This is a genomic window from Mesorhizobium sp. LCM 4576, assembly GCF_001854815.1.
GTDB classification, from domain to species: Bacteria; Pseudomonadota; Alphaproteobacteria; order Rhizobiales; family Rhizobiaceae; genus Mesorhizobium; species Mesorhizobium plurifarium.
Map to the genome: position 1 here is coordinate 688,947 of NZ_MDDT01000024.1, position 23,825 is coordinate 712,771.

Genomic DNA, 23,825 nt, shown 5'->3' on the forward strand with positions numbered 1-23,825 from the left:
CTGGGCGCCGCCCTAAGCGGCCTTTTCCTTAGCCTTGCGCGGCAGATGCGCAACGATGTTCTCGATGATGCGCATGCCCGCATTGTGGCCGAGCGTCATGATCGATTCGGGATGGAATTGCACCGCCGCGATCGGCTCCTTGCGGTGCTCGAAGGCCATGATGATGCCGTCCTCGGTCTCTGCGGTGACCACGAAGCCGTCGGGCAGGCGCACCGGATCGGCGAAGATCGAGTGGTAGCGGCCGACGGTCACTTCCTTGGGGAGCCCTGAGAAGATGATGCCGGGCTTGGAGACGCGGATGCGCGACGGCTTGCCGTGCATGGGGATGTGCAATTGCCTGAGCTCGCCGCCATAGGCTTCGGCCAGCGCCTGCAGGCCGAGGCAGACGCCGAAGATCGGCAGGTCGCGGGCGCGCGCCCGTCTGATGGTGGCCGCGCAATCGARATCCGTCGGCGTGCCCGGTCCGGGCGACAGCACGACGAGATCGGGCTTCAGACGCTCGAAGACCTCTTCCGGTACCGGGGTGCGCACGGTGGAGACATTGGCGCCGGTCTGGCGGAAGTAGTTGGCGAGCGTATGGACGAAGGAGTCCTCGTGGTCGACGAGCAGGATGTTGACGCCGTCGCCGACGCGCGCGGTGGTGCGCTCGGTTCCGGTGGCGTTGCCGGTCTTGGCGTCGCGGATGGCGGAGAGCATGGCGGATGCCTTCAATTCGGTTTCGGCTTCTTCTTCCTCGGGAACRCTGTCGAAAAGCAGCGTGGCGCCGGCGCGCACCTCGGCGATGCCGTCCTTGATGCGGATGGTGCGGAGCGTCAGTCCGGTGTTCATGTCGCCGTTGAAGTTGACCATGCCGATCGCCCCGCCATACCAGGCGCGCGGGCTCTTCTCGTTCTGCTCGATGAAGCGCATGGCCCACAGTTTCGGCGCGCCGGTGACAGTGACCGCCCAGGCGTGCGACAGGAAGGCGTCGAAGGCATCCATGCCTTCGCGCAGCCGGCCCTCGATGTGATCGACGGTGTGGATCAGGCGCGAATACATCTCGATCTGACGGCGGCCGATGACACGCACCGAGCCCGGCTCGCAGACGCGCGACTTGTCGTTGCGGTCGACATCCGAGCACATGGTCAGCTCGGACTCGTCCTTCTTCGAGTTGAGCAACTTCAGGATCTGCTCGGAGTCGGAGATGGCGTCGTCGCCGCGCTTGATGGTGCCCGAGATCGGGCAGGTCTCGACGCGGCGGCCGTTGACGCGCACGAACATCTMCGGCGAGGCGCCGATCAGATATTCGTTTTCGCCGAGATTGATGAAGAAGGAATAGGGCGAGGGGTTGATCGATTTCAGCTTGCGCGAGATGTCGGAGGGCTGGGTCTCGCAACGCTCGTAGAACATCTGTCCGGGCACGACCTCGAACAGGTCGCCACGCTTGAAGCTCTCCATGGCGCGCCGCACCAGGTTGGCGTATTCGCCAGGCTCATGGTCGCCGCGCGGCGGGATGCGGTCGGCGGTCCTGAACGGCTCGGCATGGGCGTCGCGGGCCAGGCCCTCGGTCGAAAAACCGTCGCCGGAATAGTCGTAGCGATCGGTCCAGGCCTTGGTCGAATAATGGTCGACGACGAGGATCTCGTCGGGCAGGAACAGCACGAGGTCGCGCTGGCCTGCCTTGCGCTCGAGCTTGTAGTCGACCGGATCGAACTGGAAGGCGAGGTCGTAGCCGAAGGCGCCGTAAAGGCCGAGATTGGCGTCCTCGGCGGTCTTGAACAGCGCGGTGATGGCGCGCAGCACTGTGAAGACCGACGGAACGCGGCTGCGCTCCTCCTCGGTGAAGACACGGCCGGGCTTGGCGACATCGAGACGAATGAGCGTCTTCGAGGTTTCGGCGATCGTGACTTCGCTCAACTGACCAAGCGCTTTGCCGATCACCGGCAGCAACACTTCGCCGCGCTTGTTCAGCGCTTCGATGCGCATCGTGCGTCCCCGCGCGGAGATCACCAGCGGCGGATCGATGATGGCCGTATCCCAGCGCGTGTAGCGGCCCGGATATTCATAGTTGGAGGAGAACACGGCGCCGCGGCGCGAATTCAGGCCGTCCACATAGGCGTCGATCGCGCCTTCATAGGGCTGGTCGTGGCGCTCTCGGGTGATCGTCACGCCGCCAGCGGTGACGAAGCGCTCGGCCCCGTTGTCCAGAACTTTAGTCGTCATTGCCGTCTCCATCAGCGTTTTGGGCAACGGACCCGGGAATGGCTCTAAAAACAAATGGCCGCCCGGACATTCCGTTGCGGCCACCCTCTACTTTCACGCGCACGCGCACGAACAGGCCGCTGTCAGCAGCCMCACCACCAAATGGTCTTGTTCGAACGCATGTTCATGGCGACTCCCATAGCGGCGAATGACCGGATCGGCAAGCGGAATCGGGGAACGCGCCGGATGGAGCAAGTCGTCCGCGGCTTCCGTGCGAGCCGCGGGCGGCGTTCGGCATTTCGCGCGGCCGGCCGAGATGGACAGCCGGCCAACTTGCATGGCGGGCCCGGCAATCGATTGTGTGTGAATTCAAGAGGCATGAATTTGATCAAAATCTGAAAAGGTTGGAAGCTCCACCCTTGACATTTCGGCAGGCCCTGTGACGTTCGACGATCGAGTATGATCAAATCAATCGAGGATCAATGGGAATGCCGCACGACGAAATCGATACGCAGAACGCCTTGCTTCTGGCCCGCCGCTTCTCGATGGCCGGGCGGCGCGCGCTGGTCACCGGCGGCAGCGTCAGCATCGGCCGCGAGATCGTCAGGGTTTTCGCGGAGGCCGGCGCCGATGTGGCGGTCCATTCGGCCCGCGCCGCCGACATCGCGTTCGGCCAGCCCGACGCCGCCGCCGATGCTGTGCGCGAAGTCCATGAAAGAGGCCGGCGCGGGGTGGCGATCGACGCCGATTTCGCCGAGCCCGGCGAGGCGACGCGCTGCGTCCATGAGGCGATCGCTGCGCTCGGCGGGGTCGACGTGCTGGTCGTCTGYGCCTCCATCCAGTACCGCACGCCTTTCCTCGAATTGCCGGCCGACCAAGTGGAGCGCCAGATCCAGATCAATTTCAGGGCGACGATCGAGCTGCTCCAGGCAGCGTTACCAGGCATGAAGGACAATGGCTGGGGCCGGGTGCTGACGATCGGCAGCATCAACCAGACCCGCCCCGAATCCGATCTTGCCGTCTATGCGGCGCTGAAGAGCGCGCAGCACAATCTGTCATTCAACCTTGCCAAGGATTACGCGCCGCACGGCGTGACGATCAACAACCTGTCGCCGGGCCTTGTGATTACCGAGCGCAACCGCTGGCGGYGCCAGGATGCGGCGAAGTGGGCTGAAATCCAGAAGAATTCAGCRCCAATGCGACGGGCAGGCGAGGCAAGCGAGATGGCCGGAGCGGCGGTGCTTTTGTGCTCCGATGCCGGCAGTTTCATCACCGGCATCGACCTGCAGGCAACAGGGGGACGTCACCTCGGCTGGCTCTGAATCAAAGAGATGGAGCATGATGTTGTCCGAAACCGCTTCACACTTTTCGGCATCATGCTCCGGCGGCGCGATCGTGGCCTAGCCGGCGAACATCGGCTCCGGCAGGCCCGCCACCCCGACATCGAGCGCCAAAAGCGCACCGGCAAGCGGCTGCTCGGCCCGTTCCACGGCGTTCAGCGTCTGGGTGGCGGTGGTCACGTAGAGGGTCCTCAAGCCCTCGCCGCCAAAGGCGCAGGAGGTCGGCTGGCTGACCGGGACCCGCACCAGCCTGTCCAGCGTGCCCTCGGGTGCGAGGCGGGCGAGTGCGCCCCCTTGGTAGCGCGCATTCCAAAGGAAGCCTTCCGCGTCGACAGTGGCGCCGTCTGGCCGACCCGGCGCCGCTTGCGCCGTGACGAATGTCGACCATCGGCCGACGCTGCCGCTCGCCGGATCGAAGTCCGCACGCTCGATGTCGCCTTTCCTGGTGTCGGTGAAGTAGAGCGTTCGCTTATCCGGGCTGAAGCAAAGTGCGTTGGGCACGGCGATCCGCCCGCGTAGCAGGGGCGGGTCCCCTGTCGCGTCGATCCGGTAGAGAGCGCCCGACGGGTGCAATCCGTAATCCCACATGCTGCCGCAGATGATGCCGCCGGCGGGATCGCATTTCATGTCGTTCAGGCGATGCTGCGGTGGCCCGTATTCGACCGTCGTCAATCGGCTCAACTGGCCGTTCTGCGGATCGAAAGCGYGGAGGTCGTGCCTGAGCGCGACGACCACCCCGCCTTTCGCCCGCGGGACGACGGAGCCGATCACGTCGGGCATCGGCCATGAGGTCACGGTCCCGCTTTTCGGCTGCAGGCGGTGCAGGCAAGGGCGGCGCAGGTCGACCCAGAACAATTCGCCGGTTTGCGGATGCCAGATCGGCGATTCGCCCAGAATGTCGCCCGTCTTCGCGGCGACGTCGAACTCGGCGGCGGTCACTGCAGGCCGATGTCCGGCTTGGGATCGACGGCGATCCTGTCCAGAAGGTCGTGCTTGGCCTTCTCGATATGCGCCCCCATCAGAACTGCCGCCGAGCCGGCATCCTGGCGCTCGATGGCGCGGATGATGTGGCGGTGATCGTTGATGACGCCGTGGAAGCGCCCCTCGTCATAGCCGTAGCGCTGCCAGATCGCCGCCACCAGAAGCCAGTTGCGATCCACCATGGACAGCGCGCCGGGATTGCCGGCGGCCTCGTTGATGACGCCGTGGAAGACGTTGTTGGCATGCGGCACGGCAAGGAAGTCCTCGCTCGCGACCCGGGCTTCGAGCAATTCCTCGGCCGCCTTCAGGTCGCGCAGATGATCGGCGGTGCGGCGCTCGCTGGCGCGCCGCGCAAGCATGGTCTCGATGGCGCTGCGGATGTCGAAAAGGTCGACCACGAAAGACATGTGAACCGTCCTGACGCGGGCGCCGCGATTGGGCTCCAGCACCACCAGGCCGGTGCCGCTCAGCGCGCGCAGCGCTTCGCGCACCGGCATATGGCTCACGCCATAGCGGCTCGCCAACTCGTCGATCCTCAGCCGCGAGCCGAACGGAATGGCTCCGGAAATGATGTCGTCACGAAGCAGTTTTTGAACGTCGGGAATTCGCGCCATATGTCCCTGCTACCCGGATTTGAGCAAATATTGCTCGCATGGCCATCAACAGAAGTCAATTTTGCCCTTGCCAATGGAACATTTGATCAAATATGAGATTTGCCAGGAGATCGCCTGCAGCGACGGTTCGGGAACGCCAGATGCCTCCACATGCCTCCGACAAAGGGGAAATCGATCGCCTGCCGTCCTTTCGCGGCTTCAGCCGGGCCGATGGAAGCGTCGGAGTCCGCAATTACGTGCTTGTCCTGTGCATCAACGGGCTTGCGCTGCGGGTGAGCGAGCGGATCGCCGCCAGCCTGGAGGGCGCGCTGCTGGCGGCCACGAGCGCCGGCAGGGGCCATATCGAACCGGATCTCGGGTTGCACGTTGATCAACTTGTGGGTCTTGGGCGCAACCCCAATGTGGGCGCGGTGCTGGTTGTCGGGGTCGACAACGCGACGACCGCGATGGTTTCGGCCCGCATCTCGGAAGACGGCAAGCCCGTCGCCAGCGTCTCCTTCGCCGAGCAGGAGGAAGATATGCTTTCGGTCCTGGAGCAGGGCATCAGGCGAGGTGCTGCGCTGTTGCGCGAGGYCTCCCGCGCCCGCCGCGAAACATTGCCGGGAACAAAACTGGTCGTCGGCGTCGAATGCGGTCATTCCGACGCGACGTCGGGTCTCATCAGCAACCCGGTCGTCGGCGCCGCGGTGGACCTTCTGGTGTCGCGCGGCGCAACCGTCATCGCCGGCGAGACCGTCGAGTGGCTGGGCGCGGAGCATATCCTGGCCGGCCGCGCCCGCGATCCGTCGATCGCACAAGGAATCCTGCGTGCGGTGGAGCGCCGGGAAAGCCTTGCCAGCGCGTCGGGCCGCAGCCTGACGGGCAACAATCCCGGCGAGGAAAATATTCGCGGCGGGCTAAGCACGATCGAGGAGAAGTCGCTCGGCGCCGTGGCGAWGACAGGCAGCTGCCCGATCGACGGGATGCTCTCCGTCGCCGAGCCGCCGCCTGCCGGCGGGCTTTACCTGATGGACGGCCCGTCCTTCTCGCCGGAATCGATGACCGGCTTCACCGCCGCCGGCGCCCAGCTCATGCTGTTCACCACCGGGCCCGGCAACAGCACGGCGAGCGCGCTCGCGCCGACGATCAAGATAACCGCCCGGCGCGAGACCGCGCGCCGGCTGCCCGAGCAGATCGATTTCGACGCCAGCCCGGTCGCGGAAGGAGCCGAAACGATCGAGGAGGCCGCGTGCCGGCTGCTCGCGACGATCTTCGAGGTCGCCGGCGGCACGCTCACCTTCGGCGAGATATTGGGAGAGGGCCTGGAAGTCCCGACCCGGATACGAGGTTCGCTGTGAGCGCGGTTTTCTCAACAAGCGTGAAGGCGGCCGGCCCAACGCGGTTTGGGGGAGCGCTGGTTTATCTGCGCACGATGGCGCTGTTCGTGCTTGCCTGGTATGTCGGATCGCTCTTCGTGCCATCAAAACTGCTGCTGCCGTCGCCGTTGGCGGTCGCCGCAGCGCTTCGCGACACCGCGCTCAATGGCGAGCTGTTCGGCAATGCGCTGATCAGCCTGGCGAGGCTTTTGGYCAGCCTGCTCGCCGCAGCCGCGATTGYCGTGCCGCTCGGCCTGCTGATGGGCCGCAGCCGGCTGTGGAACGATCTGCTCGAACTGCCGGTCGAGATGCTGCGGCCGATCGCCGGCATCGCCTGGATACCGCTCGCGCTCTACCTCTTCGGCATCGGCCATCGCCTGCCGCTGTTCATCATGTTCTACACGGCGTTCTTCCCGTTGCTGGTCGGCACGGCCGCGGGCGCCGCCGCGGTGGATAAGCGCCTGATCGCCGCGGCGCGCACGATGGGCCTGTCGGGGCCGACGATCATGCGGCGCGTCATCGTGCCGGCGGCGCTGCCGRCGATCCTGGTTTCGGCGCGGCTTGCCGTCGCCGCGTCGTGGACCGCCGTCGTCGCCRCCGAGCTGGTCGGGGCGCCGAACGGGCTGGGCTACGCGATCGAATATTATCGCAGCATGTTGTCGACCCCGACGGTGATGGCCTTCATCGTCACGATCGGCGTGCTCGGCTTCCTGACCGACAAGGGGCTGCGCCAGCTTTCGAAGGTTCTGACCCCGTGGGCACAGACGGGGGCGGCGCGATGAAACGCATGGCGCTTCGACTTATCGTCCCGGTTCTGCTCATTGCCGGCTGGCAGCTCCTCGCTTCGGGTTCGGACCATGCGCCGCGACCGAGCACCGTGGTCGAAGCCGCGATCGCCATGCTGCGGGACGGTGACCTGCTCGCCGGCCTTGCCACCAGCCTGGGGCGCGTCTTTGCGGGCTTTGCCATCGCGGCATGTGTGGCAATCCCGCTCGGCATCGCCATGGGCAGCATGCCGACGGTCGAGCGCAATCTCGACCCGCTGGTGGAGACGTTCCGGYCGATCGCGGCGCTCGCCATCCTGCCGCTCGTCATCCTCTGGCTGGGGTCGGGCTCGGGCGCGGCGATCGCGATCGTCGCCTATGCCGCCTTCTTCCCGATCCTGATCAACACCATCTCGGGCGTGAAGCGCATCGAGCCCAGCCTGATGCGCGCCGCGCTGACCATGGGGCTTAAGCCGCTCACCCGCATGCGCGTGGTGCTCCTGCCAGCGGCCTTGCCGTCGATCCTCGTCGGCATGCGGATCGGATTGGGGATCGCCTGGACGGCGATCATCGCCGCCGAGCTTGCGGTTGGCGCCAAGTCCGGCAGCAGCGGCGGCATCGGCCAGATGATGTTCGTCTTCTACGCCTACTCGATCGACCTGAACGGCATGGTCGTCTGCATGATCGCGGTCGGCATCGTCGCCTTCGCCCWCGACCGCGCTCTGCGCTGGGCGCTTGCCATCACCGTACCGTGGAGCCGCCTATGAGCGCGCCGAAGATCCGGCTCGATAGCGTCAGCAAGTCCTTCGGCGGCTCGGTCGTCGCCGTCGAGAAGCTGTCGCTGGACATCAGGGACGGCGAGTTCCTCGCCATCGTCGGACCCTCGGGCTGCGGCAAGACGACGGTGCTCAACATGCTGGCCGGTCTCGAGCCCGCGACGTCCGGCACCATGGCGCTCAACGGCAAGCCGATCGAGGGGCCGGGCGCCGAGCGCGGCGTGATGTTCCAGGACTACGCGCTGTTTCCCTGGCGCACGGTGCGCGGCAATGTCGAGTTCGGACTGGTCTATGGGCCGGCCGGGAATGGGCTGTCGCCGGCCGAGCGAACCGAGCGCGTCGAGCGCACCATCGAGATGGTCGGGCTCAAGGGTTCGCAGGACAAGTATCCGCACCAGCTCTCGGGTGGCATGCGCCAGCGCGTGGCGCTGGCGCGGCTGATGGCGAGCGAGCCGGAGATCCTCTTGATGGACGAGCCGCTGGCCGCACTCGACGCGCAGACCCGCGTCATCCTGCAGGACGAACTGCTGCGGATCTGGGGGCAGGACCGCCCGGCGCCGGAACGGCGCACGGTCGTGTTCATCACGCATGCCATCGACGAGGCCGTGTTCCTGGCCGACCGGGTGGCGGTGCTGAGCAGCCATCCCGGCCGGCTGAAGCAGATCGTCGACATAGACCTGCCGAGGCCGCGCGGCGACGCGACCCGCCGCTCGGGCGATTTCGCCAGGCTCTGCCAGTCGATCTGGGAGCTGATCCGCGAAGAAGCATACCGCGCAACGATGAACTGACACGACAGGACGGAGGAATGTCATGACAAGATCTACGCAGAGCATCTTCACCCGCCGCATGTTCCTTGCGGGCGCCGCCGCGGGCGCCCTCGCCATGCCCGCGATCGTGCGGGCGCAGGACCGCAAGACGGCGAAAGTCTCGATCGGGCGCCAGCCTTACGCCGCCGGCAATTCGCCGCTGACGCAGCGCATGATCAACGAGAAGATGCTGGAGAAGGCAGCAAGCGAGCTCGGCTACGACCTGACCGTCGACTGGCGCGACTACCCCTCGGCCCTGCCCATGGTCGAGGCCTTCGTCTCGGGCGATCTCGACATCGGCATGTGGGGCAACACGCCGATCGTTCGCCTGCTGTCTCAGGCGCAGCCGATCAACATCCTGACCGTGGGCGAGGGCCATATGCGCATGGTGTTGGCGACCCGCAAGGGCTCGCCGATCAGGAACATCGAGGACCTGAAGGGCAAGACGGTCGGCGCGCTGGTCGGCGGCGACCCCTACAACGCGCTCTCGCAGATGCTGCTGCAGGAATTGGGCGACGCCGATCCGCGCGCCTTCAACATCAACATCGTCAACACGCCGACCCAGGCGGTGGCGGCATCGCTGCCGGAAGGCATGGACGCGTCGGTCGTGATCTACCCGGCCTTTCTCAAGGCCAATGCCGAGACGGGGCTTACGGGCATCATGAATTCCTTCGGCTACACCGAGGCCGGCTACAGCGGACCGGCGGGCGAGGGCGAAGGGCATTTGCTGCCGGGCGTCAAGAAATCGAAATTCTATCCCGACGGCTACTATCTGCACCGCTCCTTCTGGATCTGCAGCGACCGCATCGTCGGCGATGACTCGCCGATCGGCCAGGCCTTCCTGGTCGCCGCGCAGCGGGCGCTGGCGGAATTGCAGAAAGTCGACCCGAAGGACATTTCGCAATCGGTCAACAAATATTGGGGGCTCGATCCCGCGCTCGGCGCCAAGGTCGTCGGCGACGAGGTGCTCTTCCAGCGCGGCTGGATCTGGCCGACGGAAGGCGATGCGGCCGCGGTCAGCCAGATTTCCCAGTTCATGGTGGCCGGCAAGATGATCCCCGAGGCGTTGAGCTGGGATCAGGTCAAGGCCGCCTTCGGCAAGGCGGCTCCATTGCTGCAGAAGGCCTATGAGGGGACGGGCAAGGTGCCGGACGAAAGCGGCTTTACCGACAAGAGCGCCAAGGACCTGCGCGGCCTGCCGGCCTGGCAGCTCGACCAGTGGAAGGCGCCTTCCTGAGCAAGCGCATTCCTAAGAAACTCAGCGAAAAGGAAGCATTGATGACCGAAGTAGGTTTTGTCGGGCTTGGAACCATGGGCGCACCGATGGCCCGCAACGTGCTCAAGGCGGGATTTGGGCTCACCGTCTTCGATCTCAATCCCGCGTCGGTGGCGAAACTCGTCGACGCGGGCGCCCGCGCGGCGGCTTCGCCGCGCGAGGTGGCGGAGCGGTCGGAGGTCGTCATCACCATGCTGCCRGACGCGCCCGACGTCGAGGCGGCCGTGCTCGGCGAGAATGGCATCGGCCATGGGCTGAAATCCGGCAGCCTCTATATCGACATGAGCACGATCGACCCGCAGACCACGCAGAAGATCGGCGCGTGGCTCGCCCAGCGCGGCGTCGACATGATCGACAGCCCGGTGGGCAAGACCGTCGAGCATGYGATTGCCGGCACGTCGACATTGATGATCGGCGGCGATGCCGYTGTGCTGGAGCGCGCCCGCCCCGTCCTGTCGGCAATGGGTGCGGACCTCATCCATTGCGGCGCGCTCGGCATGGGGCAGGCCATGAAGCTCACCAACAATCTCCTGGCGAGCGTATTGATCACCGCGAGCTCGGAGGCGCTGGTCGCCGGCGCCAAGGCGGGGCTGACGCTCGACACGATGATCAGCGTGCTCAAGACGACGATGGCCTGGAACCAGCAGCTCGCGGTCGCCATGCACAATCGCGCGCTCAAGGGCGACTTCGAGCCCGGCTTCATGGTCAAGCTCGCGCACAAGGACTGCCGCCTGGCGTTGGCGATGAACGAGGCGCTCGGCCTGGAGGCGCCGGTCGGCGCCGCCACGCTTGCGGTGCTTGGCGAGACGATGGACGCCGGCATGGCGGGCAAGGATGTCGGCGCGGTGCTGAAGCTCAGGGAGGACGCTGCTGGCGTCCAGGTGCGGCTGGCAAGCGCATGAGCCGGTCGGGCGCCATCGTGCTGCATGCCGACGACGACGTCGCGGTGCTGGTCGGGCCGGTGGAGGCAGGGGCGAGCGTTGCGACGCGCGGCGCCCGCGAAGGGCTCGTGCTTACGGCCGGCGCATCGCTCGATGCCGGTCACAAGCTGGCGCTGCGTGATCTGCCGGCCGGCGCCAAGGTGCGCAAATATGGCGAAGTCATCGGCCGGCTGACGGCGCCCGTCGCCGCCGGCGACCATGTCCATGTGCACAATCTGGAGAGCCTGCGCGGCCTCTGATCCGAAACATTGTCGCGAGCGCTTCAGTCCTCCAGCGTGCCGGAGCGCGCGTCGGTGCTCCGGGCATCGCCGGCGAGCTTCAGCRGGTCCTCGCCGGTGCGGATGATGCGGCGCGCGCGGCGGGTCAGGRTGAAGCCCGACTGCGGGGCAAACACTTCCGTGCGGCCACCGGACTCGCCGGGCGCATGCACGATTGTTGCCAGCCTGTCGCCTTTCCTGACGCGATCGCCAGGCTTGAYGTCGTAGAGGATCGCGCCGGATTTGGGCGAAGGCATCATGTCGATGTTTTCCAACGGCACGACAGGGCCGGAAAATGTCTCGAATTTCGGTATGGACGAGTCCTGGACGACGCCGCGCGTCACCAGCAGGCGGTAGAGTCCGGCGGCATCGGCCGCGGCCAGGGCGCCATCGACATCGAGCATGCCGCGATATTCGACCGTGGTGACGGCGCGCCTGTCGAAGCGCGCAACGCTCGTCGGCGCATTCTGGTAGGGCATGATCGAGGCGCCCTCGAAGGTGCCGCTGTTGTCCTCGCTCCACAGCAGGACGGCTTCGGCGCCCATGGCGGCCGCGCAATCGGCCATATGCGGCCACAGGCTGGTGTGGATGTAGAGATAGGCGAGGCCTTCGTCGTCGCAGTGGAGGTCGAGCACGATATCCTGCCCAAGCGACAGCTGGACCAGCCGGTTCTTCAGCCGGCGATCGGCACCGCCCAGGCTGACATCCGGCAGCAGCCTGGCATCAGGCGTGGCAAGCAGCGGGAAGGAGCGGTTGAAGTTGATGCGGGTGCCGAGATTGAAGCGGCCCTGATGCTCGCCGAAATGATATTGCGCGCGGCCGATCGGGTTGGCCCAGGGCACGATGGTGATCGGACCCCTGATGCGGCCCTCGGCCTCCGCCTTGGCAAGCATCGGCATCAGCGCGTCGATGGCGACGACGCCCGGCAGCTCGCCGGCATGGAGAGCGGCCTGCAGATAGGCGGAAGGGGCCGCCTTGTCCTTGCCCTCGAAGCGCAGGACCGGAAATTCGTAAACGACGCCTTCGCTGTCGCCGGCAATGCGTTCGATCGTCTTCTGCATGGGATACCTCCGCGTGACGAGGTTCACCCATGCATTTTTGCGATCGGGCTGTCGAGTGGTCCAGCCGCTCCGGGCCGTCGGGGCAGTCGCCGCTACCCTGCCGGTTGCGGCTGCAAGACTGTCCGGCGGTCGAGCGCCTGTGACAGCACGGCCACAGCGACGGCGAGAAGCGCGAGCGCCGCGCCCACCAGCGGCAGGTTGGCGTAGGAGACGCCGAGTGAGATGGCGAGGCCGCCGATCCAGGCGCCACCGRCATTGCCGACATTGAAGGCGCCCTGGTTGAGCGTTGCGGCCAGGTTCGGGCCTTCGGCCGYGGCCTCGACGACACGGATCTGCAGCGGCGGCACGACGATGAAGATCAGCATGCCCCACAGGAACACGATGGCCACGGCCACGCTTGCGATGGCGCCGAGCTCCGTGAAGGCGACGAACAGCAGGGCCATGGCGAGCAGCGTGGCGATCACCGTCGGCATCAGCTTCCAGTCCGCCAGCCTGCCGCCGATGATGTTGCCGATGGTCATGCCGGCGCCGAAGAGCAGCAGAACCCAGGTGACGGTTGCCGTCGACAGGCCGGAGACGTCGGTGAGGTAAGGCTTGATGTAGGTGAAGACGGCGAACAGGCTGGCGGAGGCGAGCGAGGCGATCAGCATCGCCAGCCAGACCTGCAGCTTGCCGAGCACGCGCAGCTCGCCCACCAGGCCGCCACCGCTKGGCTCCGCGACGTCCGAAGGCACCAGCCAGGCGATGGCCGCGACCGAGATGAGGCCGATGCCGACGACGGCGAGGAAAGTGGCGCGCCAGCCGAAGGCTTCGCCCAACGCCGTGCCGGCGGGAACGCCGAGGATGTTGGAGAGCGTCAGGCCGGCGAACATCAGCGCGATCGCGCTCGCCCGCTTGTTGCGCGGCACGAGGCTCGCGGCGACGACGGAGCCGATGCCGAAGAAGGCACCGTGGCCGAAAGCGGTGAAGACCCGCGCCGCCATCAAGAGCCAGTAGTTCGGCGCGATGGCGCAGAAGAGGTTGCCGATGACAAAGAGGGCGGCGAGACCGATGAGCACCGGCTTGYGCGGCAGGCGGGCGGTCACCATGGCGACGATCGGCGCGCCGAAGACGACGCCCAGAGCATAGCCGGTGACMAGAAGGCCAGCCGAAGGGATCGAGACACCGAGATCGGCCGCGACCTCCGGCAGCAGCCCCATGATGACGAATTCCGTGGTGCCGATGCAGAAGGATGCAATGGCGAGCGCTAGGATCGGCAGCGGCATGGGATATCCGGACTGAATCGGTTCAAATTAGACTGGCGTTGCATGCGCCTGGCGCGCAAGCGCCATTGTTGCAATGCAGCAATGCAGAAACGGGAGAACGCCGCTGCCAGGCTTAGACCAGCGGCTTAAGCTCCTGGGCGATCGTGGGGAGCAACTCCGAGACATTGGGGTGGATGTGCATCGCCCGCGCGAGTGTCGAGATCGGCGCCTTGGCGTACATGAGGTCGAGCACGCAGTGGATCGCCTCGTCCCCGCCCGGGCCGAGCACCGAGCAGCCGAGGATTTCGCCGGTGTCGGCATCGGCGAGGATCTTCATGAAGCCCTGCGTCTCACCTTTTTCGACCGCGCGGCCGACACGGGTCATCGGCCGCTGACCGACGAGCGCGCGGCGGCCGGATTTCTTCACGGCGGCTTCCGTCATGCCGCAGCGTCCGAGCGGCGGGTCGATATAGAGCGCATAGGCTTCGATAYGGTCGCTGACCTTGCGCGGATCGTTGTCGAGCAGGTTGGCGGCGACGATCTCGAAGTCGTTGTAGGAGGTATGGGTGAAGGCGCCCCTGCCGTTGCAGTCGCCCATCGCCCAGATGCCGGGCACGTTGGTGCGCAACTGGTCGTCGACGGTGATGTAGCCGCGCTGGTCGACGGCGACGCCGGCCTTGTCGAGGCCGAGATCATCGGTGTTTGGAACACGGCCGAGCGCCAGCAGCACATGCGAGCCGACCGCTGGCGGCGTGCCGGCGTCGAATGTCACAGCGATGTTGGCGCCTTGTCTGGCGAAGCTGATGTTGCCGGCGCCGACATGAACGGCGATGCCTTCGTTCTCGAGGATGGACTGGATGGCGGCGGAGGTGTCCTCGTCCTCGCGGCCGGTCAGCCGCGGCGCCTTCTCGATCACCGTGACCTCGGAGCCGAAGCGGCGGAACATCTGCGCGAATTCGAGCGAGATGTAGCTGCCCCCGACGACGATCAGGCGGCTGGGCAGCACATCGAGATCCATCATCGAGGAATTGGTGAGATAAGGCACGTCGTGGATGCCGGGCAGGTCGGGCACCGAGGCGCGGCCGCCGGTGTTGAGGAAGATCTTCGGCGCCGTCAGCAGCTCGTCGCCGACGCGCACCGTATTGGCGGATTCAAAGCGCGCGTGGCCACGATAGAGCGTGCAGCCCTTCATGCCGCCGATCCATTTTTCGAGGTTGCCGCGGGCGTCGTTGGTGACCTTGTCCTTGCGCGCCTTGATGCGCTTGTAATCGACGCCGACGGGGCCTGAGAGCGCGACGCCATAGTCGGCAGCGCGGCGGGCGAGATGCGCGGCATAGGCGCTCGCCACCATCGTCTTGGTCGGCATGCAGCCGGTGTTGACGCAGGTGCCGCCGATGAACTTGCGTTCGACCAGCGCGACCTTCATGCCGGCGGCCTCGAGCCTGCCGACCAGCGGCGGCCCGGCCTGACCGGCGCCGATGACGATGGCGTCGAAGCTCCTTGCGCTCATGCGACCGCCGCGACGATGAGCAGGCCGCCAATGATGGCCACCGCATCCTCGATGAAGGCGGCGGGCGGATCCTTGCCGAAAGCCGCGGCCAGTCGCGCACGCGCTTCCGCGCCGCCCAGCGTGCCGATCACCGCGCCGATCGCGCCGGCGACCAGGCCACCGATGGTGGCGCCGGCCGTGGCGCCGATGACCGCGCCGCAGAAGGCGCCGACGACGACACGCGCGCCGAATTGCGGCGGCACCTTGCGGCTCGGCGTCGACGGCAGTTGATCTGTGATGAGCTCGACTATGGCCAGGATGGTGAAGATGCCGACCGCGATCCAATGCCCCATGAAGCTCGCCCAGGTGCCGGCGACCGGCAGCCAGCCGAGATACGAACCCCAGGCGACGGCGGCGGGCGCGGTCATGGCGCGCAGGCCGGCAATGATGCCTATCAGCAGTGCAAGAATGTAAAGCATGATCGCCCCCCTCAAACTGAGCCCGTCGCATGGTCTCGCAACGGCAGGCTAGCACAAGCCAGGCGTTTGGCCACGGGGCTTTTGTCTGACAATCGATTATGCTCTGGCGACGGTGCTTTGGCAGCAGACGAAATCCGGAGGTGTCGCATGGCGACAAGCGAGCGCATGAAGATGGCGGCTGGCGAATGGTACACCTGCATCGACGATGAGCTGGAGGACTTGCGCGTCGCCGCCCGCGATGCGGTGTTCGAGCACAATGGTCTGCCGCCCAGGCAGCGCGGCAATATCGCCCCGGCCTTGCGGGCGCTGCTCGGCGGCGCGGGCGAAGGGGCGCGCATCGAGGCGCCGTTCCATTGCGCCTACGGCTTCAACCTGTTCCTCGGCGAGGGCGTCTTCCTCAATGCCGGCTGCACCATCCTCGACACCGCGCCGGTGCGCATCGGCAAGGGGACGCTGCTCGGGCCCAATGTGCAGATCTACTGCGCCGAGCATCATCGCRAAGCCACTGGACGGCTGGCCGGGCTGGAGATCGCAAAAGCCGTAACAATCGGCGACAATGCCTGGATCGGCGGCAGCGCGGTGATCCTCGCCGGCGTCAGCATTGGCGAGGGCGCCATCGTCGGCGCGGGCGCGGTGGTGACTCGCGACGTGCCGGCCAGCGCCACCGTTGTCGGCAACCCGGCTCGGGCCGTTACAAAAGGCTGAGCCCGCCTGGCGCCTGGGTGCTTCTCGAAAACTCGCGCCGGTATTGCCTCGGCGAGGTCCTGAGCCGCGCGGCGAAATGCTGGCGCAGCGAGGTGGCGCTGCCGAAGCCGGCTTCGAAGGCCACCATGTCCATCGATTTGTCCGTCTGCTCCAGCAGCCTTTGCGCCAACGCGAGACGTTGGTCGGCAAGCCAGTTGCCGAAACTGGTGCCGGTGGTTTTCTGGAAGCGGCGCGTGAAGGTGCGGCGGGTAAGKCCTGCTGCTTCGGCGACACTGTCCAGGCTGTGGGCTTGGCCGARCGATGCCCGCACATCATCGAGAGCCTTGGCGAACCGGTCGGCGTTCGGCGTCGGCGCAAGCGGGCGCTCGATGAACTGCGCCTGCCCGCCCTGCCGGTGCGGCGAGAGCACGACATGGCGGGCAAGCCGCAGCGCCGCCTCCGCGCCATAGCGCGCACGCACGATATGCAGGCAGCAGTCGAGCCCGGCGGCGACGCCGGCGGAGGTGATGATGTCGCCCTCGTCGACATAGAGCACGTCGGCGTCGATCGCGATGTCGGGATGAAGCCTCTGCAACTGGTCCGTATAGGCCCAGTGGGTGGTCGCCTTGCGCCCGGCAAGCAATCCGGCGCCGGCGAGGGCGAAGGTGCCGAGGCACAAGCCAACGATCAGCGCGCCGCGCCGATGCGCGCGTCGCAGCGCCCCCTTGAACGGCGCGGCCAGGGGATCCTCGAGATCCTTCCAGCTCGGGATGATGACGATATCGGCCTCGTCGAGCGCCGAAAGATCGTGCGGCACGACGATGCTCAGCCCCGCATCGGTATGGATGGGTCCGTCCTCCATCGCGCAGACGCGGAAGTCGAAGCGCGGCAGCCCAAGCCTGGTTCGATCGGCGCCGAACACCAGGCACGGCACGGAAAGATGGAACGGGCTGATGCCGTCGAAAGCGACAGCGGCGATGATCGGGTTCTTCATGGCAGRCATCGTTCCGTTGAAAGTCAAATGTCCCAATTCTTTCGAATGATGTCAATCGGGACACTTTCTCGATCCGGAACACTCCCTTAGCTTTGCACCATCAACCCGATCGAAAGGAAAACCGCCATGTCAGCACCAGCCACCCAGCCGCGCCGCGCGCTTGTCGTCGTCGATGTCCAGAACGACTATGATGGCGGCAATCTCGCTATCCAGCATCCGCCTTTCGCCGAGACCGTCGCCAATGTCGCGCGCGCCATGGACGCGGCCGCGGCGGCCGGCATCAAGATCGTCATCGTCAAGCAGATGGCGCCCGAGACCTCGCCGATCTTCGCCAAGGGCAGCCATGGCGGCGAGCTGCATGCCGAGATCGCCCGGCGCGGCCGCGACCACTATGTCGAAAAGACCCTGCCTTCGGCGTTCACCGGCACGGACCTCGAGGCTTGGCTGCGCGCCAACGCCATCGATACGATCGCGGTCGTCGGCTACATGACCCACAATTGCGACCTGTCGACCATCATCCACGCGGTGCATATGGGCTTTGCCGTCGAATTCCTCTCGGATGCCAGCGGATCGGTGCCCTATGCCAACAGCGCCGGCTATTCGTCGGCCGAGGACATACACCGGGTGGTGAGCGTGGTTCTGCAGTCGCGCTTCGCCGCGGTGCTGAAGACCGCCGAGTGGATCGATTGCCTAAAGACCGGGAGGCTGCCCGAGCGCGACACGATCTACGCGTCCAACCAGCGGGCCTTGCAGCGGAACGCTGCCTAGTTCGAACCGATTTGGAATGGCGAGGCGCCGCCAGGATCGCGGCGCTTTTGCCTTGGCGAACGATTTCCAGGCAGAGCGTGAGCCATTTCACGGAAGCCGCTCCGGTATTTTCGCAAAGTCGCCGCGCATGCGAGTAAGCGCGGTTGGCTTTTGGGGGCTGGATTGGAAGCGCGCGTTGCACGAACCGTGGTCGTCCTGATCCTCGCCATCGGCGCGGCGCTGCTGCCTTGGCCCGCCTTCGCGCAAGTTCCGCCGCATGCGCCGGGCACGATCTGCTTCACCCAATTCTTCTGGTGCTGGGCGCAGCCGCCCGGGCCAGCGGGCTATCCCTGCGGGTGCCCGTCGCAATATGGTTTCGTGCCGGGTTACCTGGGCTAGTCGTCGGGGGGGCGCGATGACGACATCCCACGATCCTCTTGTTTCCGGGTTGCTTGCCGACGCCAAGCTGGTTGCCGGCTATGGCCGCTACGGCGTGTTCAAGGATAGCGCGCTGTTCGCCGCGATCGGCGATGCGGAAAAGCTCAATGATGCGACGGCAAGCCAGCCCGAGGTCGTCAAACTTCAGACGGTGCTCAACGWCTGTTCCAACACCGTGCCATTTTCCACACTGGCTGCGCTGCGCACCGGCTGGTCGCCGGGCGACATGTCGCGCCGGACCGCGCTCGCGACCTATTTCCTCATCGCCCTGTCGGTGACGATGATGATCRTCATCGGCAAGCTGACCTATGTCTACAACAGGGGCGTCTCGATCAACGCGGAGCTGCAGGAGATCGACAACAACGATTTCAGCGCCCGGTTCGGGCAGTCGATCAGGCAGGTCTGGGCGACCAAGAAACAACTGAGCTCGGCCACCGCCCAGCAGGCGTCGACGACCGACCTGACGCTACTGAAAGACGCCTATTACAATTCCRTCGACAGCCTGCATTCGCTCGACCAGCGTTTTTCCTCGTTGCTGGTGCGGGCGCAGGGCTTCATGACGCAGGAGGYGCCGTTTCCGCTCTGGGGCATGCAATGGGCCTATTGCAAGCTTTCGGCTTCTTCGGCCAAAGCGGGCGCGCCGCTTGATTTCTCGAACCCCAGGCAGATGGCCATAGACCAGTTCTGTGGTCAGCAGGTCGCGCTGGCGCAACAGCAAGGCGGGGCCGAAAACAGCCAGCCGCTTAAGCAGTCGGATTTCGATTGCAGGAACAACGGCAATATTCAAGGCGGCGTGCAAGCCGTGAGCGCCGCCGCCACGGCCGGCCAGTTGGAAGACGTGAACGCGGATTTCGACGAGGCGACACGCGACCTGCAATGCGAAGGCGTCATCACCATCACGCCGAATTCGATCTCGACGCTGACATTGCAGGCCAAGACGCTGAGCGAGGTCCTCAGTCCCTATGCGCTGTGGATCCTGYCCGCGCTCTACGGCGCGCTTGGCGGCATCATGTTCCACATGCGCATGATCCTGAACCCGCTTCTGCCCAATCCGCCGCTGTCGCGCCTCATCCACCGGATCGCGCTCGGCGGGCTTGCCGGCATGATCCTCGCCTGGTTCATGGCGCCCGGCACCAAGCTCGGCGGCGAGGTGACCGGCATAGGCTTCAGCCTGTTCACCTTCGCTTTCCTGTTCGGCTTCAGCCTGGATATCTTCTTCGCCATCCTCGACCAGTTCGTCTCGATGTCGGTCGCCGGCATCAGGAAGTTCGGCTCGCCCACGGTGGCATGAAAGCCGGCGACGCAAAAAGGGCGCCGCGATGAGGCGGCGCCCTTGATCGTTTCCAGCCTGAGGGTGCTTAGAGCGGTTCACCGTCTCACGGAAACGGCGAACCGCTCAATCTCTTAGTTCTTACGCAATTCCGGACGGAAAACCGCTGCGCACTTTTCCTGGAATTGCTTTAAGGCTTGTGGGGATTCATCGTGAATTGATGACGGCTGCGGCGAGATGGATCATTGCTGCGAAGCTTTGATCCGTCTTGTCGGCTCGCATAGCGATGCGCTTGAACTCCTTGAGCTTGCAGAAGAAGTTCTCGATGAGATGCCGCCACTTGTAGAGTTCGCGATCGAACGGCAGGGGGCGTGCCCTGCGTGGATGCTGGGAGATGACGACCTTTGCGCCGCGTTCGTTGAGATCGGCGACGATACGATCACTGTCGAAGGCCTTGTCGGCGATCAGTCCGCCGAACTCGATGCCTTTGAGTAACGGCTCGGCGCCGACCGTGTCGAAGCGTTGGCCAGGCAACAACTCGAACCGTACGAGATTGCCCAGCGCATCGGTGAGCGCCAGGATCTTGGTCGTCATGCCGCCCTTGGAGCGGCCTATGGCCTGACTCTGAGTCCCCCTTTTGCGCCCTGGCCGTGACGATGGACCTTGACGATGGTGGCGTCGACCATGGCGTATTCCATGTCCGGTTCGTCGCTGCAGGCCTCGAATAGTTTCACGAACACATCGGCCTTGCGCCAGTCGCTGAAGCGGCGGAATGCCGTGCTCCAGTTCCCGAACGTCGCCGGCAGATCGCGCCACGGACTGCCCGTGCGCGCGATCCACAGAACAGCCTCTATGAACAGCCGGTTGTCACTGCCGCTGCGCCCGGGGTCGCTCGATTTGCCCAAGCAATGCGGTTCCATCTTCGCCCATTGGGCGTCCGTCAACACGAATCGTTCCATCCAAAGCTTGAATCACATTCAAGCTTCAACGTGAATCCCCACAAGCCTTAGAACAGGCCTTCGATCTGACCCTGCTCGTTGAGGAAGATCTTTTCCGAAGACGGGGRCTTGGGCAGCCCCGGCATGGTCATGATCTCGCCRCAGATGATGACGACGAAGCCGGCGCCGGCCGAGAGCCGGACCTCGCGGATCGGCACCGTATGGCCGGTCGGCGCGCCGCGCAGGTTCGGGTCGGTCGAAAACGAGTACTGGGTCTTGGCCATGCAGACCGGCAGCTTGCCGTAGCCGGCTTCCTCCCAGGTCTTGAGCTGGTCGCGCACCGACTTGTCGGCGATGGCCTCGGAGCCGCGGTAGATGCGCTGGACGATGGTGTTGACCTTCTCGAACAGCGGCATCTCATCCGGATAGAGCGGTGCGAACTGCGAAGCGCCGGATTCGGCGAGCGCCACCACCTTGTTGGCGAGATCCTCGATGCCGGCCGAGCCCTGCGCCCAGTGCTTGCACAGGATCGCCTCCTCACCCATCGAGGCGACATAGTCTTTCATCGCCTGGATTTCGGCCTCGGTGTCGGAATAGAAGTGGTTGATGGCAACCACCGCCGGCACGCCGAACTGGCGGATGTTCTCGATATGGCGGCCGAGATTGGCGCAGCCCTTCCTGACCGCCTCGATGTTTTCCTTGCCGAGGTCTTCCTTCTTGACGCCGCCATTCATCTTCATGGCGCGCACCGTGGCGACGATGACGGCGGCAGCCGGCTTCAGCCCTGCCTTGCGGCACTTGATGTCGAAGAATTTTTCGGCACCGAGGTCGGCGCCGAAGCCGGCTTCGGTGACGACATAGTCGGCGAGCTTCAGCGCGGTCGTGGTGGCGACGACCGAGTTGCAGCCATGCGCGATGTTGGCGAACGGGCCGCCATGCACGAAGGCCGGGTTGTTCTCCAGCGTCTGCACCAGGTTGGGCTGGATGGCGTCCTTCAAAAGCACCGCCATGGCGCCGTCGGCCTTGAGATCACGGGCATAGACCGGCGACTTGTCGCGGCGGTAGGCGACGATGATGTCGCCGAGGCGCTTCTCGAGATCCTTGAGGTCGGTAGCAAGGCACAGGATCGCCATCACTTCGGAAGCGACGGTGATGTCGAAGCCGGCCTCGCGCGGGAAGCCGTTGGCGACGCCGCCCAGCGAGCAGATGATCTCACGCAGCGCCCGGTCGTTCATGTCCATGACGCGGCGCCAGGCGACGCGGCGGGTATCAATGCCGAGCTCGTTGCCCCAGTAGATGTGGTTATCGATCAGTGCCGAAAGCAGGTTATGGGCGGTGGTGATGGCGTGGAAGTCGCCGGTGAAGTGGAGGTTCATGTCGTCCATCGGCACGACCTGGGCCAGGCCGCCGCCGGCGGCGCCGCCCTTCATGCCGAAGTTCGGGCCGAGCGAGGCTTCGCGGATGCAGATGATCGCCCTCTTGCCGATGCGGTTGAGGCCGTCGCCGAGACCGACCGTGGTGGTCGTCTTGCCTTCGCCGGCCGGCGTCGGGTTGATGGCGGTGACCAGGATCAGCTTGCCGTCCTTGTTGCCCTTCACCGACTTGATGAAATCGGCCGAGACCTTCGCCTTGTCGTGGCCATAGGGTAAGAGATGCTCGTTCGGGATGYCGATCTTGGCGCCGATCTCCTGGATCGGTTTCTTCTTGGCTGCGCGGGCGATCTCGATGTCGGACTTCACTTCGGCCATGACGGCTTTCCTCTGGAGTGAGCGGTGGAGGGGAGGGGGTCGATCATTCGTGCATGGTCGAAACGCCGCCCGGACGCAAGGGCATGTAACCCTGTCGCTGYCACGGCGTCAACTTCCATGCAACTATGTTTCCTGTTAAGAAAGAGCGTTCCTGTCGCCGGGCCTCTTCAAAGCAGTCATCTCGGGCCTGGTCGTTGCGCCGTATAGAAGCCAGAGCGGATGCCGCTCCGCCGTCTCAAAACAGCCGCCTAATGCGCGAAAAGCGACAGGGGCGACGACGCAAATCCGCCATCGCCCTGTCGCCTCGAGACGGCGCTATTGCGTCAGCACGTTGCTGATTTCGACCATGTTGGAGCGAACGCGCAGGATATAGAAGCCCATCGTCGTCAGATGCGTCGGCAGGAGCCAGCCATCCTCGCGGCCATTGGCGATGATGAAAGRCTGGATGCGCAGCGCCGACACGAATTGCTGATCCATCGTATCCCACAGGTTCTGCAGGTGCTTTTCCTTGATCACACCCTCGAAGTCGGCCTGGGCGCCCTTCATCAGGCCGTAATAGGCGTAGAGCTGGCCGTAGGCGAACCAGAAGCGGTCGTCGGCGCGGAAGTCGAACCAGCCGTCATTATGGTTCTCGGCGCGTTCCTTGAGGATGGCCGAGGTCGAGCCGATGTCGGAAGCGATACGGTCGATATATTGCTTGAGGTTGTCGGCGCGGGCGTCGAAGGTCGCCTGGCAGGAGGCAAGCCGAGCGTTGAAGGAACGCAGCTTGCGCACCGCGTCGCGGTAATAGCTCGGCGTCGGCGTCTTCGGGCCGAACGGACTCAGGCCGAAATWCCAGGTGTATTCGTCGAACTGCAGATTGCCGCGCGCATCCTGCAAGTCGGCGTCGATCTGCGAGGTCRTACGCACGCGCCCGAGATTGTCGGCAAGCTCCGTCGCGGTGCGCCGCACCGCCTGGTTGATGCCGCGCTGGAAGGAAGCCTTGTTGTCCATCCAGGGCGTGTTGTCCCAGTTGATGCCGAACAGGCCGAGCTTGTAGAGGATCATCGACGAGATCCAGGCATTCTGGTTGACGTTGAAATCCGTCAGATCGGCGGCGACCTGGGCGATGGCCGAGTTGCCGCAGGTCTTGGCCGTGTCGGTGCCGCTGCCGGCCGAAACCTGCTCGCCGGCGGAAACGTCGCGCTTCTCGAACGTGTAGGTGTCGGGATAGCTCGGGTTGAAATTGTTCCACCACTGCGTGGCGTAGAAGAAATTGGCGTAGAGGCCGATCAGCACCAGGATGGCAAGGCCGACCACCGCCTTGAGGATCCAGCCGCGCTGCCCGTACCAGCGGCCGACCCACATGAACGGCCATAGGATGACGCCGATGACGAAGCCGATGCCACGGCCGATCCATTGGAAGATCCGGGTGAAGAAGTTCACGATCGGGTCGAGCATGG

General features: G+C 65.3%; 23 protein-coding genes. 12 read left to right on the forward strand and 11 right to left on the reverse strand.

The window, feature by feature from the left end:
• Window positions 1–12 precede the first annotated feature (12 nt).
• Entirely contained in the window at window positions 13–2,202 is a 2,190-nt protein-coding gene (locus tag LCM4576_RS16295) for an anthranilate synthase (RefSeq protein ID WP_071033176.1), read from the reverse strand.
• A 467-nt stretch (window positions 2,203–2,669) separates the two neighbouring features.
• Here LCM4576_RS16295 and LCM4576_RS16305 point away from each other — a divergent pair, with 467 nt between their 5' ends.
• Complete coding sequence (locus LCM4576_RS16305; RefSeq protein WP_157901216.1) at window positions 2,670–3,503, forward strand: SDR family NAD(P)-dependent oxidoreductase; 834 nt, start codon at window positions 2,670–2,672, stop codon at window positions 3,501–3,503.
• A gap of 78 nt (window positions 3,504–3,581) precedes the next feature.
• On the opposite strand, the gene LCM4576_RS16310 is transcribed toward LCM4576_RS16305, so the two are convergent.
• Both LCM4576_RS16310 and LCM4576_RS16315 read right to left on the reverse strand, forming a co-directional pair.
• Window positions 3,582–4,460 carry an SMP-30/gluconolactonase/LRE family protein gene (locus LCM4576_RS16310; protein ID WP_071033091.1) on the reverse strand — a complete coding sequence of 293 codons (879 nt, stop codon included), beginning with the start codon at window positions 4,458–4,460 and terminating at the stop codon, window positions 3,582–3,584.
• Window positions 4,457–5,116: a GntR family transcriptional regulator gene (locus LCM4576_RS16315; protein ID WP_052458221.1), complete on the reverse strand. Its 660-nt coding sequence runs from the start codon at window positions 5,114–5,116 to the stop codon at window positions 4,457–4,459. Before LCM4576_RS16315 ends, LCM4576_RS16310 begins: the two co-directional genes overlap by 4 nt.
• A 140-nt stretch (window positions 5,117–5,256) precedes the next feature.
• Between LCM4576_RS16315 and LCM4576_RS16320 the strand changes: the two genes are divergently transcribed.
• From LCM4576_RS16320 to LCM4576_RS16350, 7 genes are read left to right on the forward strand one after another with little or no spacing between them, the layout of a single operon-like run.
• A complete protein-coding gene (locus LCM4576_RS16320) occupies window positions 5,257–6,453 on the forward strand; it encodes a UxaA family hydrolase (RefSeq protein WP_071033092.1) in 1,197 nt (398 codons plus the stop codon).
• Window positions 6,450–7,253 (forward strand): ABC transporter permease, encoded by an 804-nt coding sequence (locus LCM4576_RS16325; RefSeq protein WP_131803254.1) that lies wholly within the window; start codon window positions 6,450–6,452, stop codon window positions 7,251–7,253. The genes LCM4576_RS16320 and LCM4576_RS16325 overlap by 4 nt, the downstream gene beginning before the upstream one ends.
• Window positions 7,254–7,258: 5 nt before the next feature.
• The gene (locus tag LCM4576_RS16330) at window positions 7,259–8,002 is read left to right on the forward strand and encodes an ABC transporter permease (RefSeq protein WP_157901217.1); all 744 of its coding nucleotides are present in this window, start codon (window positions 7,259–7,261) and stop codon (window positions 8,000–8,002) included.
• Window positions 7,999–8,799: an ABC transporter ATP-binding protein gene (locus LCM4576_RS16335; protein WP_071033094.1), complete on the forward strand. Its 801-nt coding sequence runs from the start codon at window positions 7,999–8,001 to the stop codon at window positions 8,797–8,799. The genes LCM4576_RS16330 and LCM4576_RS16335 overlap by 4 nt, the downstream gene beginning before the upstream one ends.
• A 22-nt stretch (window positions 8,800–8,821) precedes the next feature.
• Complete coding sequence (locus LCM4576_RS16340) at window positions 8,822–10,054, forward strand: ABC transporter substrate-binding protein (protein WP_071033095.1); 1,233 nt, start codon at window positions 8,822–8,824, stop codon at window positions 10,052–10,054.
• Window positions 10,055–10,095: 41 nt separating this feature from the next.
• Window positions 10,096–10,995 carry an NAD(P)-dependent oxidoreductase gene (locus LCM4576_RS16345; protein WP_071033179.1) on the forward strand — a complete coding sequence of 300 codons (900 nt, stop codon included), beginning with the start codon at window positions 10,096–10,098 and terminating at the stop codon, window positions 10,993–10,995.
• Window positions 10,992–11,273: a UxaA family hydrolase gene (locus LCM4576_RS16350; protein WP_041012747.1), complete on the forward strand. Its 282-nt coding sequence runs from the start codon at window positions 10,992–10,994 to the stop codon at window positions 11,271–11,273. The genes LCM4576_RS16345 and LCM4576_RS16350 overlap by 4 nt, the downstream gene beginning before the upstream one ends.
• Window positions 11,274–11,296: 23 nt before the next feature.
• On the opposite strand, the gene LCM4576_RS16355 is transcribed toward LCM4576_RS16350, so the two are convergent.
• From LCM4576_RS16355 to LCM4576_RS16370, 4 genes are all read right to left on the reverse strand, one after another.
• A complete protein-coding gene (locus LCM4576_RS16355; protein ID WP_071033096.1) occupies window positions 11,297–12,352 on the reverse strand; it encodes a succinylglutamate desuccinylase/aspartoacylase family protein in 1,056 nt (351 codons plus the stop codon).
• Between the two features lie 92 nt (window positions 12,353–12,444).
• On the reverse strand, window positions 12,445–13,617 hold the full coding sequence (locus LCM4576_RS16360) for an MFS transporter (RefSeq protein WP_071033097.1): 1,173 nt from the start codon (window positions 13,615–13,617) through the stop codon (window positions 12,445–12,447).
• A 112-nt stretch (window positions 13,618–13,729) separates the two neighbouring features.
• Entirely contained in the window at window positions 13,730–15,106 is a 1,377-nt protein-coding gene (locus LCM4576_RS16365; protein WP_071033098.1) for an FAD-containing oxidoreductase, read from the reverse strand.
• A complete protein-coding gene (locus LCM4576_RS16370) occupies window positions 15,103–15,564 on the reverse strand; it encodes a membrane protein (RefSeq protein WP_041004528.1) in 462 nt (153 codons plus the stop codon). Before LCM4576_RS16370 ends, LCM4576_RS16365 begins: the two co-directional genes overlap by 4 nt.
• Before the next feature lie 147 nt (window positions 15,565–15,711).
• On the opposite strand from LCM4576_RS16370, the gene LCM4576_RS16375 reads away from it, so the two are divergent.
• Window positions 15,712–16,269, forward strand: a complete 558-nt coding sequence (locus LCM4576_RS16375; RefSeq protein WP_071033099.1) for a sugar O-acetyltransferase — start codon at window positions 15,712–15,714, stop codon at window positions 16,267–16,269.
• On the opposite strand, the gene LCM4576_RS16380 is transcribed toward LCM4576_RS16375, so the two are convergent.
• Entirely contained in the window at window positions 16,256–17,242 is a 987-nt protein-coding gene (locus tag LCM4576_RS16380) for a helix-turn-helix domain-containing protein (protein ID WP_071033180.1), read from the reverse strand. The genes LCM4576_RS16375 and LCM4576_RS16380 overlap by 14 nt on opposite strands.
• A 126-nt stretch (window positions 17,243–17,368) precedes the next feature.
• Between LCM4576_RS16380 and LCM4576_RS16385 the strand changes: the two genes are divergently transcribed.
• The 3 genes from LCM4576_RS16385 to LCM4576_RS16395 all read left to right on the forward strand — a co-directional run bounded on the left by LCM4576_RS16385 (window position 17,369) and on the right by LCM4576_RS16395 (window position 19,718).
• Window positions 17,369–18,010 (forward strand): cysteine hydrolase family protein, encoded by a 642-nt coding sequence (locus LCM4576_RS16385; protein WP_071033100.1) that lies wholly within the window; start codon window positions 17,369–17,371, stop codon window positions 18,008–18,010.
• 162 nt (window positions 18,011–18,172) lie between these two features.
• Window positions 18,173–18,388, forward strand: a complete 216-nt coding sequence (locus tag LCM4576_RS16390) for a hypothetical protein (RefSeq protein ID WP_131803255.1) — start codon at window positions 18,173–18,175, stop codon at window positions 18,386–18,388.
• 16 nt (window positions 18,389–18,404) lie between these two features.
• Entirely contained in the window at window positions 18,405–19,718 is a 1,314-nt protein-coding gene (locus LCM4576_RS16395) for a hypothetical protein (RefSeq protein WP_131803256.1), read from the forward strand.
• 186 nt (window positions 19,719–19,904) lie between these two features.
• Here LCM4576_RS16395 and LCM4576_RS34850 read toward each other — a convergent pair.
• The 3 genes from LCM4576_RS34850 to LCM4576_RS16415 all read right to left on the reverse strand — a co-directional run bounded on the left by LCM4576_RS34850 (window position 19,905) and on the right by LCM4576_RS16415 (window position 23,823).
• Window positions 19,905–20,656, reverse strand: a protein-coding gene (locus LCM4576_RS34850) for an IS5 family transposase (RefSeq protein WP_108703024.1) whose coding sequence is annotated in 2 segments (ribosomal slippage) — window positions 19,905–20,326 and window positions 20,326–20,656 — 753 coding nt in all. Because the reading frame shifts where the segments join, the coding sequence is not laid out codon by codon here.
• A gap of 47 nt (window positions 20,657–20,703) precedes the next feature.
• Complete coding sequence (locus tag LCM4576_RS16410) at window positions 20,704–22,383, reverse strand: formate--tetrahydrofolate ligase (RefSeq protein ID WP_071033103.1); 1,680 nt, start codon at window positions 22,381–22,383, stop codon at window positions 20,704–20,706.
• 315 nt (window positions 22,384–22,698) lie between these two features.
• Complete coding sequence (locus tag LCM4576_RS16415) at window positions 22,699–23,823, reverse strand: DUF2333 family protein (protein ID WP_071033104.1); 1,125 nt, start codon at window positions 23,821–23,823, stop codon at window positions 22,699–22,701.
• Between the last annotated feature and the right edge of the window lie 2 nt (window positions 23,824–23,825).

Bases quoted from the DNA above. Each gene is read 5' to 3' on its own strand.
- LCM4576_RS16335 (WP_071033094.1), top strand. From the start codon at position 7,999: ATGAGCGCGCCGAAGATCCGGCTCGATAGCGTCAGCAAGTCCTTCGGC.
- LCM4576_RS16315 (WP_052458221.1), bottom strand. From the start codon at position 5,116: ATGGCGCGAATTCCCGACGTTCAAAAACTGCTTCGTGACGACATCATT.
- LCM4576_RS16385 (WP_071033100.1), top strand. From the start codon at position 17,369: ATGTCAGCACCAGCCACCCAGCCGCGCCGCGCGCTTGTCGTCGTCGAT.
- LCM4576_RS16370 (WP_041004528.1), bottom strand. From the start codon at position 15,564: ATGCTTTACATTCTTGCACTGCTGATAGGCATCATTGCCGGCCTGCGC.
- LCM4576_RS16340 (WP_071033095.1), top strand. From the start codon at position 8,822: ATGACAAGATCTACGCAGAGCATCTTCACCCGCCGCATGTTCCTTGCG.
- LCM4576_RS16350 (WP_041012747.1), top strand. From the start codon at position 10,992: ATGAGCCGGTCGGGCGCCATCGTGCTGCATGCCGACGACGACGTCGCG.